Annotated in this window: 13 protein-coding genes and 8 tRNA genes; 10 read left to right on the top strand and 11 right to left on the bottom strand. The window is 63.0% G+C overall.

Features of this window, described 5'->3' with window-relative positions; translation table 11 throughout:
- Positions 1 to 6 precede the first annotated feature (6 nt).
- The 7 genes from EL255_RS04375 to orn form a co-directional block, all read right to left on the bottom strand.
- Positions 7 to 82 (bottom strand) — tRNA-Gly (locus EL255_RS04375).
- 24 nt (positions 83 to 106) lie between these two features.
- Positions 107 to 182, bottom strand: a tRNA-Gly gene (locus tag EL255_RS04370).
- A gap of 24 nt (positions 183 to 206) precedes the next feature.
- Positions 207 to 282, bottom strand: a tRNA-Gly gene (locus tag EL255_RS04365).
- A gap of 37 nt (positions 283 to 319) precedes the next feature.
- Positions 320 to 395: transfer RNA gene (locus EL255_RS04360), tRNA-Gly, on the bottom strand.
- A gap of 33 nt (positions 396 to 428) precedes the next feature.
- Positions 429 to 504: transfer RNA gene (locus EL255_RS04355), tRNA-Gly, on the bottom strand.
- Positions 505 to 528: 24 nt separating this feature from the next.
- Positions 529 to 604: transfer RNA gene (locus EL255_RS04350), tRNA-Gly, on the bottom strand.
- Between the two features lie 177 nt (positions 605 to 781).
- The gene (orn, locus tag EL255_RS04345) at positions 782 to 1,327 is read right to left on the bottom strand and encodes an oligoribonuclease (protein WP_042651682.1); all 546 of its coding nucleotides are present in this window, start codon (positions 1,325 to 1,327) and stop codon (positions 782 to 784) included.
- Between the two features lie 91 nt (positions 1,328 to 1,418).
- Here orn and rsgA point away from each other — a divergent pair, with 91 nt between their 5' ends.
- The 5 genes from rsgA to EL255_RS04320 are packed head-to-tail and all read left to right on the top strand — an operon-like array spanning position 1,419 to position 4,266.
- Positions 1,419 to 2,453, top strand: a complete 1,035-nt coding sequence (rsgA, locus tag EL255_RS04340) for a small ribosomal subunit biogenesis GTPase RsgA (protein WP_042651681.1) — start codon at positions 1,419 to 1,421, stop codon at positions 2,451 to 2,453.
- Positions 2,454 to 2,480: 27 nt separating this feature from the next.
- Positions 2,481 to 3,353, top strand: a complete 873-nt coding sequence (gene asd / locus EL255_RS04335) for an archaetidylserine decarboxylase (protein WP_042651751.1) — start codon at positions 2,481 to 2,483, stop codon at positions 3,351 to 3,353.
- Entirely contained in the window at positions 3,350 to 3,619 is a 270-nt protein-coding gene (locus tag EL255_RS04330; protein WP_042651680.1) for a VF530 family protein, read from the top strand. Before asd ends, EL255_RS04330 begins: the two co-directional genes overlap by 4 nt.
- Positions 3,609 to 3,860 (top strand): DUF2960 domain-containing protein, encoded by a 252-nt coding sequence (locus EL255_RS04325; RefSeq protein WP_042651679.1) that lies wholly within the window; start codon positions 3,609 to 3,611, stop codon positions 3,858 to 3,860. Before EL255_RS04330 ends, EL255_RS04325 begins: the two co-directional genes overlap by 11 nt.
- Position 3,861: 1 nt before the next feature.
- Entirely contained in the window at positions 3,862 to 4,266 is a 405-nt protein-coding gene (locus EL255_RS04320; RefSeq protein WP_042651678.1) for a hypothetical protein, read from the top strand.
- A 201-nt stretch (positions 4,267 to 4,467) separates the two neighbouring features.
- Here EL255_RS04320 and EL255_RS04315 read toward each other — a convergent pair whose 3' ends face one another.
- Positions 4,468 to 4,962, bottom strand: a complete 495-nt coding sequence (locus tag EL255_RS04315; protein ID WP_042651677.1) for a hypothetical protein — start codon at positions 4,960 to 4,962, stop codon at positions 4,468 to 4,470.
- 166 nt (positions 4,963 to 5,128) lie between these two features.
- Here EL255_RS04315 and EL255_RS04310 point away from each other — a divergent pair, with 166 nt between their 5' ends.
- On the top strand, positions 5,129 to 7,102 hold the full coding sequence (locus EL255_RS04310) for a putative bifunctional diguanylate cyclase/phosphodiesterase (RefSeq protein WP_042651676.1): 1,974 nt from the start codon (positions 5,129 to 5,131) through the stop codon (positions 7,100 to 7,102).
- A gap of 68 nt (positions 7,103 to 7,170) precedes the next feature.
- Here the strand turns inward: EL255_RS04310 and rraB are convergent, their stop codons facing one another.
- The gene (gene rraB, locus EL255_RS04305) at positions 7,171 to 7,506 is read right to left on the bottom strand and encodes a ribonuclease E inhibitor RraB (protein ID WP_042651675.1); all 336 of its coding nucleotides are present in this window, start codon (positions 7,504 to 7,506) and stop codon (positions 7,171 to 7,173) included.
- A 489-nt stretch (positions 7,507 to 7,995) separates the two neighbouring features.
- Here rraB and EL255_RS04300 point away from each other — a divergent pair, with 489 nt between their 5' ends.
- From EL255_RS04300 to EL255_RS04290, 3 genes are all read left to right on the top strand, one after another.
- Positions 7,996 to 10,209 (top strand): immune inhibitor A domain-containing protein, encoded by a 2,214-nt coding sequence (locus EL255_RS04300; protein ID WP_232018903.1) that lies wholly within the window; start codon positions 7,996 to 7,998, stop codon positions 10,207 to 10,209.
- Between the two features lie 197 nt (positions 10,210 to 10,406).
- Positions 10,407 to 10,482: transfer RNA gene (locus tag EL255_RS04295), tRNA-Phe, on the top strand.
- 5 nt (positions 10,483 to 10,487) lie between these two features.
- Positions 10,488 to 10,563: transfer RNA gene (locus EL255_RS04290), tRNA-Asn, on the top strand.
- Between the two features lie 79 nt (positions 10,564 to 10,642).
- Here the strand turns inward: EL255_RS04290 and EL255_RS04285 are convergent.
- Positions 10,643 to 10,864 carry a hypothetical protein gene (locus EL255_RS04285; protein ID WP_042651673.1) on the bottom strand — a complete coding sequence of 74 codons (222 nt, stop codon included), beginning with the start codon at positions 10,862 to 10,864 and terminating at the stop codon, positions 10,643 to 10,645.
- A 200-nt stretch (positions 10,865 to 11,064) separates the two neighbouring features.
- Positions 11,065 to 11,199, bottom strand: coding sequence for a hypothetical protein (locus tag EL255_RS21675; protein ID WP_126623269.1), 135 nt, complete (start codon positions 11,197 to 11,199; stop codon positions 11,065 to 11,067).
- A gap of 248 nt (positions 11,200 to 11,447) precedes the next feature.
- On the opposite strand from EL255_RS21675, the gene EL255_RS04275 reads away from it, so the two are divergent.
- Entirely contained in the window at positions 11,448 to 12,725 is a 1,278-nt protein-coding gene (locus EL255_RS04275; RefSeq protein WP_042651672.1) for an alpha/beta fold hydrolase, read from the top strand.
- Positions 12,726 to 12,743 lie beyond the last annotated feature (18 nt).

The raw sequence follows: 12,743 nt of genomic DNA, 5'->3' as shown, positions 1-12,743 counted from the left end.
CATGATTGGAGCGGGAAACGAGACTCGAACTCGCGACCCCGACCTTGGCAAGGTCGTGCTCTACCAACTGAGCTATTCCCGCATCGGAATATCATCTGCAAATTTTTGGAGCGGGAAACGAGACTCGAACTCGCGACCCCGACCTTGGCAAGGTCGTGCTCTACCAACTGAGCTATTCCCGCAACAGGATGTCATCTGCACATGATTGGAGCGGGAAACGAGACTCGAACTCGCGACCCCGACCTTGGCAAGGTCGTGCTCTACCAACTGAGCTATTCCCGCATCGGAATATCATCTGCAGCACTTCATAAAATAAGCTTGGAGCGGGAAACGAGACTCGAACTCGCGACCCCGACCTTGGCAAGGTCGTGCTCTACCAACTGAGCTATTCCCGCAACATTGGTTGCCTTTCAGGCTGTGCTGATGATTGGAGCGGGAAACGAGACTCGAACTCGCGACCCCGACCTTGGCAAGGTCGTGCTCTACCAACTGAGCTATTCCCGCATCGGAATATCATCTGCAAACTTTTGGAGCGGGAAACGAGACTCGAACTCGCGACCCCGACCTTGGCAAGGTCGTGCTCTACCAACTGAGCTATTCCCGCAACTGCCTTAAAACGGCCGTACAGCATTTGGTTGCTTGCGCTACTGTACGGGAGCCGAATTATAAGAGCAGTCATTCCAATTGCAAGGGCTTTTTTGTCACTGTGCAGCCGTTCGCTCAAAAGCTGGTCGAACTGTCGATTTTAGCGACCGGACGGCGCCAACCCCTTGCCGGCAACTCAGATTTTGAAGACGTGACCGCGGTAGAACTGCAGCTCGGCGATGGACTCACGGATGTCATCCAGCGCCATGTGGGTGCCGCGCTTGGTGAACTGATCCAGCAGCTCCGGCTGCCAGCGGCGCACCAGCTCCTTGATGGTGCTGACGTCGACATTGCGGTAATGGAAGAAGGCTTCCAGCTCGCCCATGTGCTTGACCATGAAGCGGCGATCCTGGCCTATGCTGTTGCCGCACAGCGGGCTGGTGCGCTCCGGCACCCACTGACGGATAAACGCGAGCGTCTCGGCCACGGCGCGCGCCTCGTCATGCTCACTCGCCTTGACCCTGGCCACCAGGCCGCTCTTGGTGTGGGTGTTGACGTTCCACTCGTCCATCTTGGCGAGCTCTGCCTCGCTCTGGTGAATGGCGATGACAGGCCCTTCCGCCAGCACGTTCAGATCCTTGTCGGTGACTATGGTGGCGATCTCCAGTACCACGTTTTGCTCGGGGTCCAGACCCGTCATCTCCATGTCGATCCATACCAGGTTCTGCGCGCTGACTGTCATGATTACTCTCTCAGTTAGGAGGAATGGCGGAATTTTGCCGATTTGCATGTATCATACTGGCTTTGGATCTGTTCATAAACTGGCGAATCGAGTGGCAAAGAAAGCAAAACTCAATCTGGGTCAACAAAGACGCGTCCAGGCCAACCGCGAGCGGCGGCTGCAAAAAGATCACAGCACGGTCGTGGATGACACCCTGTTTGGCCCGGCCATCGAGGGCATGGTGATCAGCCGTTTCGGTCAGCATGCGGACGTGGAAGCGAATGACGGCACCATCCACCGCAGCAACCTGCGTCGCAGCAGCATCAGCAGCCTGGTGTGCGGTGACAAGGTGGTCTGGCGTCCCGGCCTCAATGCCGCGACCGCGGGCGTCATCGAGGCGGTACACCCCCGTCACTCGGTGCTGACCCGGCCGGACTTCTACGACGGGGTCAAACCCATCGCCGCCAACATCGACCAGATCATCATCGTCTCGGCGGTGGTACCCGAGTTCTCCACCAACATCGTCGATCGCTATCTGGTGGCCGCCGAAGACGTGGAGATCCAGCCGCTCATCGTGCTGAACAAGGTCGACATGCTCGACGCCGCCGCCCGCGCGCGCATCGAGCTGCAGCTCGCCCCCTATCGCAAGCTCGGCTACCAGGTGATCCTGGTGAGTTGCGAGAGCGGCGAAGGGCTGGACGAACTCAAGGCCCAGTTCGAAGGCAAGATCAGCATCTTCGTCGGCCAGTCCGGGGTGGGCAAGTCCTCCCTGACCAATGCCCTGATGCCCGGGCTGGGTGTGCTCACCGGCGAGATCTCCGAGAACTCGGGGCTAGGTACCCACACCACCACCACGGCGCGGCTCTACCACTTCCCGAGCGGCGGCGATCTGATCGACTCCCCCGGGATCCGCGAGTTCGCACTCTGGCACCTGGAAGCCGATCGCATCACCTGGTGTTTCGTCGAGTTTCGTGACTACCTGGGTGGTTGCCGATTCCGCGACTGCACCCACAAGGACGATCCCGGCTGCGCCCTGCGCGCGGCGGTCGACAGTGGCGCCATCAGCGCCGATCGCTTCCACAACTATCACCGCATCCTGGAAACCATGCAGGAAGCCCGCCACGGTCGGCAGCAAGCCCGACTGTGACCCATTCAACTTATTTCGATGAAGATCATGAGCATCACTGACAACCTGAAAATTGCCGGTCAATATTGCCTGCCCAAACATGCCGTCTCCCGCCTGGTTGGCAAGCTGGCGGCCGCCGAGGCCGGAAAGCTCACCACCAGGGTGATAGAGGCGTTCATCAAGCAGTACCAGGTCGACATGAGCGAGGCGTTGCACGAGAGTCCCGCCCACTACCCGAGCTTCAACGCCTTCTTCACCCGTGAGCTCAAGCCGGGGATCCGCCCGCTGGTGGAAGATGCCATGACCCTGGCCCTGCCGGTGGATGGCACCGTCAGCCAGCTCGGCCCCATCCAGCAAGGCCGCATCATCCAGGCCAAGGGCCACGACTACAGCGCCCGCGAGCTGCTGGGGGGCTTTGAGGATCTGGTGGCGCCATTCAAGGATGGGGATTTTGCCACCATCTATCTGGCGCCCAAGGATTACCACCGCATCCACATGCCGCTGGACGGCGTACTGGAGAGCATGGTGTTCGTGCCGGGGGATCTCTTCTCCGTCAACCCGCTCACCGCCGAAAACGTGCCTAACCTGTTCGCCCGCAACGAACGGGTGGTCGCCACCTTCCGCACCCCCCATGGTCCCATGGCGCTGGTGCTGGTTGGCGCCACCATAGTCGCCAGCATCGAGACCATCTGGGCCGGCAACATAGCACCGACCAGGCAGAAAGAAGTGGTGCGCTGGGACTACAGCGGTGACGAGGCCATCACCCTGCAGAAAGGAGCCGAGATGGGCCTGTTCAAGCTCGGCAGCACAGTGGTCTGCCTGTTTGGCCCGGGCATGCTGGCCGGTTTCGAGCCGCACCTGGCCAACGGCGTGACCACCCGCATGGGGCAACCCTTTGCCAAGCTGGCGGCCAAGCCATGAGCGACCAACCCACTCCGCCAGCACAGCGAAAGAACCCACTGCACGGGCTGACCCTGGAGGCGATCGTCACCGCCCTGGTCGAGCATTACGGCTGGGAGCAGCTGGGGAAGGAGATCGACATCCGTTGCTTCACCCAGGATCCCAGCATCAAATCCAGCCTGAAATTCTTGCGCAAGACCCCCTGGGCCAGGGAGAAGGTCGAGAGCCTCTACCTGTACGTCCAGCGCAAGCAGGCGAAAAAGAAGGAAGACCCCGATGGCGTTTAAAATTACTTACACCTACGGCAAAAAAACCAAAGAGATCGGCTACGCCAACGACAAGTTCAACAGCATCTACGATGCCATCGCCGCGGCCGAGGGGATCAACCTGGCCAGCTTCCACGCCATGGAGGCCCAGCTGGCCCAGGTCTGCCGCCGCGACAAGAAGAGCGTGAAGGATTACCAGGAGAACTACTTCAAGGAACTGGGCTTCTCCAGCATCGTCATCGAGCGGGATCTGCAGGAGTAATATGCGCACCCTGACCCTGATGGCCGCCTCCCTGCTGCTGGCGGCCTGCAGCACCCCGGAACAGCACCTGGTCGGCAACGATCAGGATGTCCACGGCTGCCGTGCCAGCGCCGGCTACCAGTGGTCCAGCCTGACCAGCCAGTGCGTGCGGCTGTTCGAGCAGGCGGTGCGGCTGCAATCCCTCAAGGCCGATGAAACCGGCAGTGCCTTCGTGCTGTTCGGCCCCGATCAGCGCGAGGCCGAGCTGACTCTGCCAAGCGGCGAGCAGATCCGGCTGGTCCGCCAGGGGGACGAGGGCAACTGGTCCTGGCAGGGCGGCGCCTATCAGCTCTTCCCCTGGAAGGGTTATCTGCTCAAGTCCGGCGAGCAGGTACTGTTCCACGGTGACAGCGCGCTGCAAGGCTGAGCCTTCCATGACAAACCCCGGCCTCTGCCGGGGTTTTTGTTGATGCTGGCTGCTGCTGCACGCAGGCCTGAACCGCCAGGATGCGCCAATGGCGGTTCCCTCTCCTTGATGCTCGCTACCCCCCAAAAACAAACACCCCGTTGCAGGCAACGGGGTGTTTGGTGCGGACCGCCGCCATGACGGGCGGCGGGCAGGGCCGGATCAGTTGCCCAGGGTGGCGAACAGGCTCTGCTCCAAGCTGCCACGAGAGACGCAGACCGGGCTGATGGACGGCGCCAGCACGCGCTCGCCGGAGGACTCGACGAAGTAGAGCTGGGTGTTGCCCTTGACGTTGACGGTCGCCACGCTGTTGTTGCCGCTCTGGGTGATGATCAGGTTGATCTGCAGATTGGGGTTGCCCAGCGCCACTTTGGCGCCCATGGTGCCGCAATCCAGCCACTCGAGACCCTCGGCCGAATTCTCGACGTTGGCGGTCATCAGGCCGGAGCCACGCTGGCTGTTCTCGATGTTCAGGCCGTGATCGCCAAACCACTTCTCGGCGCGGGCCCACACCAGATCCACCGGGATCGCCAGCTCCTGGGTGTTGTTGGTCGCCTTGGCAACCGGCGGGGTATAGCGATACTGCTCGCCGCCATTGTTGTCACTGGCACAACCGACCATCAACAGGGCCAGGGCGCCCCCCATTATCTTCTTCATGTCGCTTCTCTCATCCATACGGCCACAGGCCAACCGGCGGCTATTATGGCGCCCGCGACACAGACTGTCAGCAGGGATCAACAGAAATGGTCAAGCCTTCGGCCACGCTTTACAAAAGTGGCCTGTTATCATAGATTTGCTCGAAGTCTCCCCCGTGAGTATCCCCGTGAATTCCTTGCTCACCCTGGCTCTGCTGCAGCAGATCATCGACCAGTTACCCATGAATATCTTTTGCCGGGATACGGACGGACGCTACCTGTTCGCCAACAAGGTCTTCGCGCGAGAGGCTGGCCTGCAGCACCCCCATGAACTCGTCGGCAAGACGGATGCCGAGATGCCCTGGGGCGATGTGTTCCGGGAGGAGGATCAGCGTCTGCTGGCAGAGCGGCGTCCCCTGCTCCATCAGCAGCTGCACTGCCACAGCGGCGGCACCACCAGCTGGATGGAGATCCACAAGATCCCGCTCTATGACGAGCAGGGCCACCCGCTTGCCCTGTTCGCCATGATCAGCGAGATAGATCAGCGCAAGGAGCTGGAGCAGACCTTCCGCCAGCAGCAGCTGCTGCAGCGTCGCCTGCTGGACGCCATCCCGGACCCTATCCGGCTGGAAGACCACCAGGGCCTGCTCATCGACTGCAACCAGGCCTTTCTCGACTTCATGGGGCTGGCGGCGAGCGAGGCGCTGGGCCAGCGGATCGCCCCTCGACTGCCCGCCGTACAGCCGCTGGGACGGGGGGAGTATTGCCTGATGGATGCCAATGGCCAGGGCCGCCATCTGGAGGTGACCCGGGTCGACGTGCCGGATGACGAGGGCAACTCCCTCGGCATCCTGACCCTGAGCCGTGACATCACCGGGCTGCGCACCACCCAGGCCCAGCTCCAGCAGGAGCAGCATTACGACAGCCTGACCGGCCTGCTCAAACTCTCCCACTTCCTGCAGACCAGCCGCCACCTCGGTGCCCGCCCGGCCAGCCTGCTGCTGGTCGATCTGCAACATTTTCGCGAGATCAACGATCGCTTCGGCATCCGCATCGCCGATCGCCTGCTCAGCCAGGTGGCCCGTCGCCTGCAACGGCTGGCGCCGCCCCAGTCCCTGCTGTGCCGGGTGGCGGCCGATGACTTCGCCCTGCTGCTGCCGGACTTGCCCCTTCCCCTGACCGAGTGGAGCCGCAACCTGCAGTACGAGTTGATGGTGCCCTATCAGGTCGAGGAGCACAGGATCCAGATCCCGGTCTTCCTCGGCATCGCCCAGGGCAAGGCCAACGATGCCGAGCGCCTGCTGAGCCATGCCGAGGCCGCCCTGGCTCAGGGCAAGCGCCAGCAGCAACACTGCACCCTGTTCGACCCCGAACTCGATGCCAAGCTCAAACGCCGTCAGCTCATCGCCGCCCAGCTGCCGCTGGCCATCAAGTCGGCCCAGCTGGTCGCCGTCTATCAGCCGATCATCTGCACCCACAGCAACCAGTTGCACGGCGCCGAACTGCTCTGCCGCTGGCCTCATGCGGAATTCGGCATGATCTCCCCCGACGAATTCATTCCCCTGGCGGAAGAGCTGGGGCTCATCGGCCAGCTCGGCCAGCTAATGCTGGAGCTGGGCTGTGCCCAGCTGGCGCGCTGGCAAGTGGCGGCGCCGGATCTGGTGCTCTCAGTCAACCTGTCGCCTCTGCAGTTCCGTGACCCCGAGCTCTGCCCGCAGATCTTCGCCTGCATCGAACGCCACGGGATAGCCCCCTGGCAGCTGGAGCTGGAGATCACCGAAGGGGTGCTGATGGAAAATGCCGACGAGATAGAGAGCAACCTCGCGAACCTGATCGAGGCCGGCTTTCAGCTCGCCATCGACGACTTCGGCACCGGCTACTGCTCCCTGGCCTACCTGCCTCGGCTGCAGGTGGCGACCCTCAAGCTGGACAGAAGCTTCACCCAGGGGTTGGCGACCAACCAGGCCACCACCGCCATAGTGCGCTCCGTCATCGGCCTCGGCCATGAGCTCGGGATCAAGATCACCGCCGAAGGGGTGGAGACCCAGGAGCAGCAAACCTGGCTGGCCCAGGCGGGCTGCGATCGCCTGCAGGGCTACCTGTTCAGCCGCCCCCTCCCCCCGGCGGAATTTGCCCGCAACTACCAGTTGCCCGCGGACTGATCGACAGACAATAAAAAAGGCCACTTCAAGTGGCCTTTTTTATTGTCTGTCATTGTCTGTCGAGGGGATTACTCCTGAAAGTAGGTGCCCCAGCCGTCGTAATCCACGCCGTATTTCTCGAGGACCGGCAGCATCTTCTCGATGTCGGCGACTATGGCTTCGATCTCCAGCTTGCGCACTACTGTGGCGTCGAAGCAGAAGATGGGTGCGCCGTCGTCCAGCTCCATCTCTTCGGCATCGGTCACTTCAAAACCGGCCTTGAACAGATCGACCGCCGCCTTCTCCAGCAGATCGAAGTCCTGGCAGGCAAAGTGGTGCTCAATCTCGTAGTCCACATCCGGATTGCTGCCGTCGGCCAGCAGCTCGTTGACGATGGCGGTGGTCTCTTCGCGCCACTCTTGCATGTTGATACTCATATAAACCCCAGACGGTATTTGATGGATGTCGACACCCGGCTGGCCGGCAATAGGCACTCTTGCCGCCAGGGGTATGGTTGCGGCAAAGCATACCCGCAGAGTGCATCCGGCTCAATGCGAGGGACCAAGATAACTGCCTCGCCCGCCCCCTCCCAAATGGTGGTGTCCGCAAAAAGGTTAAAAAAGGGTAATCAGCTGCCCAAGAATTAGATGCACATACATAACTTCACATCCTCTCAGCCACACCTTGCGTTCAGCGTCACTAGGCCACTCAAAACCAGTGCATTTCACCTTGCAGCCCTTGATGACAAATGCCCTGTCTGAAGGTATCAAGGGACGCGGGTGAATCACTGCCCGCCAGGAAAGCGGAGTCCGACGGGCTCCCTTTTTGATCATGTGAAGGAGCACATAGTAATGCCTAAAAAAACAATAATGAGCCTGCTTGTCGGCTCGACCCTTATGATTGGAAACCACGCCATGGCCGCCCCGGTCCATGGTCCCTTCGATGCCCCCCTCGCCGACGAGGTGAAGGTGCTGGAGATGCTTAAAAAGAGCGGCCACATCCCGACCCTGGCCTCTCCCGAGCAGGAGCAGGCCGCGCTGGCCCGCTATTACCGCGACAAGGCGCGGGCCTACCCGGGCGGCAGTGGCAGCCTGGCGCAGAAAGAGGGCAAGGTGCGGGAGCGCATCCTCAAGAAGATCCGCCTGAACGGCACAGCGCGGCCGGGTGACAGGGTGCCGACCCTGCTGCTCAAGGCGATCGAGCAGGAGCACTACAGCGGCAAGATGCGCAAGGACAAGATCCTCGCCATCCTGGTGGACTTCCCGGACTACCCGAAGAACAGCCTCAGCCCCGAGCTCACCAAGATGTACTACCCGGACTACACCCCGGCGCACTACAACGATCTGCTGTTCTCGGCCAAGGGCTATGCGGGACCGGGCGGCGAGCGCTTCATCTCCATGCGCCAGTTCTACGAGCAGCAATCCGGCCAGAGCTACAGCGTGGGTGGCCAGGTGGCCGGCTGGTATACCGCCGCCAAGAGTGCCGCCTACTACGGCAGCAACCTCAACGAGACGGCGGTGCGGGAGCTGGTGAAGGAGGCGCTGTTACAGGTGGCGGGGGATCCGGCCATCGATCTCGCCCAGTTTGATCAAGAGGATCGCTACGATCTGAACGGCAACGGCAACAGAGACGAGCCGGACGGCCTCATCGACCACCTGATGATCTTCCACTCCAGCGTGGGGGAAGAGGCGGGCGGCGGCGATCTCGGCGAAGATGCCATCTGGGCCCATCGCTGGAACCTCGGCGCCCCCTACCCCATCCCGGGCACCGACAGCCCGAGCGGGAACTTCGGCGGCCAGTTCGCCGCCTACGACTACACCATCCAGCCCATCGACGCCGCCGCCGGGGTCTGTGCCCACGAATATGGCCACGATCTCGGGCTGCCGGACGAGTACGACACCAAGTACAGCGGCAAGGGGGAACCGGTGGCGACCTGGTCCATCATGTCGTCCGGCTCCTGGGCCGGGGTGATCGGCGGCACCGAGCCGACCGGCTTCTCCGCCTGGGCCAAGGAGTTCCTGCAGGCCTCCCTCGGCGGCAACTGGCTGCACGGCAGCAACCTGCGGCTCGACGATCTCGGCCCCCGCGGCAACGTCTACATGCTGGATCAGGCCAACGACAAGGGCCGCAACGACGACGTGGTGCGCATCAACCTGCCCGCCAAGCAGATCCCGCTCAACCCGCCCTACGCCGGCCAGTACCAGTACCACGGCGGCAAGGGCAACGGTCTCGACAACCGCATGAGCCTGGCGCTGGATCTGACCGGCAGGCAGAGCGCCAGCCTGGCGTTCAAGGCCTGGTATCAGATCGAGGAGGGCTTTGACTATGCGCGGGTGCTGGTCAACGGCGAGCCCATCCCGGGCAACCTCACCACCGCCGACGATCCGAACGGGGTCGGCTTCGGCGTCGGCCTCACCGGCAACTCCAACGGCTGGGTCGATGCCGAGTTTGACCTGAGCCCCTGGGCCGGTCAGCGCATCGAGCTCAGCCTGCAATACCAGAGCGACGCCGGCGTGGCCGAAAACGGCCTGTTCGTGGACGAGATCCAGCTGCTCGCCGACGGAGATGTGGTGCTGAGCGACGGGGCCGAGGGCAGCGCCGCCTTCACCCTGGCCGGCTTCGTGCAGAGCAACGGCAGCGAGGCCAAGGATCACTACTACCTGGCTGAGTGGCGCAACCATGCGGGGGTCGACAAGGGGCTGGCCCACATCAACGTGGCGGATCAGCTGATGCGCTACGAGCCGGGCATGCTGCTCTGGTACGTGGACAACAGCCAGGCCAACAACTGGGTGGGAATCCATCCGGGTGAAGGCTTCCTCGGCGTGGTGGATGGGGATCAGCGCACCCTGAGCTGGAGCGATGGCGCCGTGGCCGGCACCCGCTACCAGATCCATGACGCCACCTTCAGCCTGGGCTTCCAGCGTCCGCTCGACCTCAAGCATCCGAGCGGCGCCCTGCTGCGCGACTTCTGGATAGCCCCGAACCGGGTGTTCAAGGATTCCCGCAGCTACCAGAGCGACGCCATCCCGGATGCGGGTCGCCTGCTGCCCGAGTATGGCCTCAAGATCAGCGTCACCGGCCAGGCCCGTGACATGAGCACGGGCCGCATTATCATCAGCCGTCACTGAGTCATGACGGAGTGCAACCGGGGGCCGCTGGCCCCCTTCTTGTGGCCGCCAGGCGGGAAGTCGGCGCCTGCAGCCCCTAGAGCTCCCGACAAGCTCCCCGGCGGCGGGGCGGATTGCTCGGTTATCGAGCGAACGGCACCGCAATCTGCACCCCATGGTTGACACCCAAGTCCAGAAAGGGTTTAATGCGCGCCGTTGCCCAGATAGCTCAGTCGGTAGAGCAGGGGATTGAAAATCCCCGTGTCGGCGGTTCGATTCCGTCTCTGGGCACCAACAATTCCTCCTTAGTTCAGTCGGTAGAACGGCGGACTGTTAATCCGTATGTCACTGGTTCAAGTCCAGTAGGAGGAGCCAAATTTGAAAGGCCCGCTCACTCGAGCGGGCCTTTTTGCATCTGGCGTTCGCGCGCGGCGGCGCAGCCCTCCCCACAGAGCTATGACAGGTTCTCGTCACCGTGCCAGACGTGGCCGGCATAGCAGGCCCGCGCGACCTCGTGGCAAGGGTCATCGGCGTGGCGGCGGAAGAAATGCTGATCCCGTTGCAGCAGCAGCGAGCTCATCGAATGGTTGATGCTGGCCAGCGCCTCACCGGCGGTCAGGCCGGCGACCCGTTGATCGGTGGCCAGATGGGCCAGAACTCTCTCACGACTATTCATGATCGTCTCCCTCAGTGGATCGAGTCGTGATCTGACCATAGCAGCAGCTCTCCGGCTACCGCAAACCCGGCGCCAGGGGTGGCCCCGGGCCGGTCCCGATCCCCGTCAGATCGGTACTGGTTGGAGTCTCATCACCCGGCAGGCGTCGCCAAATGAAAAGGCCCGCTCGAGGGAGCGGGCCTTGTCAGTCTGGTCATCTGCTAGCCGCCGTTACAGGCCGCCAGCAGCAGAGTGGCCCCGCAGGTGGCGCTGAACATCAGCAACCCAGCCTGCAACACCCCTTCCGGATCCGTCTGTTTTCTTCTCTTCCTGAACCTTATCCATTTAGGCTTCATCGAGCCCACCTCATCCTTTCTTGTGCGCGACTCCTGCGCCGGTTCTCCTGCCTTGCTCGGCAGGCGGCTCATCTTTGGACAAGCGCCACTCGCCGTCAATCACCCGCCGATAATAATTCCGGCCAGGCCCTCGCCGGGCCGGCAAGATGGCTCGGCGGCCGCTCAACAATAGCGAAAAGCGGCGTGACCCGTCCCCCATGCCAGGGCTATGATGAGCCGACGATTTCCTACCCTCAGGGAGACCCAAGATGAGCAGCCCCTTGCGTTATGTGCTGGACGGCATCCATTGCGAGCCACACTTCTTCACCGTGCCCCTCGACCACCAGCAGCCTGACGATGAGGAGACCATCACCCTGTTTGGCCGCACCCTCTGTCACCAGGATCGGCTGGACGATGACCTGCCCTGGCTGCTCTTCCTGCAGGGAGGCCCGGGCTTCGGAGCCCCGCGCCCGACCGCCGCCAGCGGCTGGCTCAAGCGGGCGCTGCAGGAGTTTAGGGTACTGCTGCTCGATCAGCGCGGCACCGGCCACTCCACCCCCATCCATGCCGAGGCGCTGACCCAGTTCACGCCCCGCCAGCAGGCCGACTACCTCAGCCATTTTCGCGCCGACAGCATAGTGCGGGACGCCGAATACCTGCGCGAGATCCTGAGCCCGGGCCGGCCGTGGAGCCTGCTCGGCCAGAGCTTCGGCGGCTTCTGCAGCCTCACCTATCTCTCCCTGTTCCCGGACAGCCTGCACGAGGTCTACCTCACCGGCGGCGTGGCCCCCATAGGCCGCAGCGCGGACGAGGTCTACCGCGCCACCTACCAGCGGGTCGCGGACAAGAATCGCGCCTTCTTCGCCCGCTTCCCCCACGCCCAGGCCATCGCCAACCGGCTGGCGAACCACCTGCATCACCACGAGGTGCGGCTGCCCAACGGCCAGCGCCTGACGGTGCAGCAGCTGCAGCAGCAGGGGCTGGATCTCGGCGCCAGCGGCGCCTTCGAGGAGCTCTACTACCTGCTGGAGGACGCCTTCATCGGCGAGCGGCTCAACCCCGCCTTCCTCTATCAGGTGCAGGCCATGCAGCCGTTCAACACCAACCCGGTGTTCGCCATCCTGCACGAGGCCATCTACTGCGAGGGGGAAGCCAGCAACTGGGCGGCCGAGCGGGTCAGGGGCGAGTACCCGGCCCTGGCCTGGGCGCCGGGCAAGGACTTCGCCTTCACCGGCGAGATGATCTACCCCTGGATGTTCGAGCAGTTCCGCGAGCTGATACCGCTCAAGGAGGCCGCCCACCTGCTGGCCCACAAGGCGGACTGGGGCCCGCTCTACGATCCGGCCCGGCTGGCCCGCAACACAGTGCCGGTGGCCTGCGCCGTCTACGCCGAGGACATGTACGTCGAGTTCGACTACTGCCGCGAGACGCTCAAGGGCCTCGGCAACAGCCGCGCCTGGATCACCAACGAATACGAACACAACGGCCTGCGGGCCGACGGCGAGCAGATCCTGGACCGGCTCATCCGCCTGAATCGGGATCGCTGATCCCGGCCCGGGCAGCAG

This window comes from Aeromonas encheleia, from assembly GCF_900637545.1.
In the GTDB taxonomy this organism is placed as follows: Bacteria; Pseudomonadota; Gammaproteobacteria; order Enterobacterales; family Aeromonadaceae; genus Aeromonas; species Aeromonas encheleia.
Note: the sequence above shows the minus strand (reverse complement) of the source record. Positions and strands in the feature narration are given on the sequence as shown.

Coding starts and splice junctions, on each gene's coding strand:
- orn (WP_042651682.1), bottom strand. CDS start 1,327: ATGACAGTCAGCGCGCAGAACCTGGTATGGATCGACATGGAGATGACG.
- asd (WP_042651751.1), top strand. CDS start 2,481: ATGAGCATCACTGACAACCTGAAAATTGCCGGTCAATATTGCCTGCCC.
- EL255_RS04330 (WP_042651680.1), top strand. CDS start 3,350: ATGAGCGACCAACCCACTCCGCCAGCACAGCGAAAGAACCCACTGCAC.
- EL255_RS04325 (WP_042651679.1), top strand. CDS start 3,609: ATGGCGTTTAAAATTACTTACACCTACGGCAAAAAAACCAAAGAGATC.
- EL255_RS04320 (WP_042651678.1), top strand. CDS start 3,862: ATGCGCACCCTGACCCTGATGGCCGCCTCCCTGCTGCTGGCGGCCTGC.
- EL255_RS04315 (WP_042651677.1), bottom strand. CDS start 4,962: ATGAAGAAGATAATGGGGGGCGCCCTGGCCCTGTTGATGGTCGGTTGT.
- rraB (WP_042651675.1), bottom strand. CDS start 7,506: ATGCAAGAGTGGCGCGAAGAGACCACCGCCATCGTCAACGAGCTGCTG.
- EL255_RS04300 (WP_232018903.1), top strand. CDS start 7,996: ATGGCCGCCCCGGTCCATGGTCCCTTCGATGCCCCCCTCGCCGACGAG.
- EL255_RS04285 (WP_042651673.1), bottom strand. CDS start 10,864: ATGAATAGTCGTGAGAGAGTTCTGGCCCATCTGGCCACCGATCAACGG.
- EL255_RS21675 (WP_126623269.1), bottom strand. CDS start 11,199: ATGAAGCCTAAATGGATAAGGTTCAGGAAGAGAAGAAAACAGACGGAT.
- EL255_RS04275 (WP_042651672.1), top strand. CDS start 11,448: ATGAGCAGCCCCTTGCGTTATGTGCTGGACGGCATCCATTGCGAGCCA.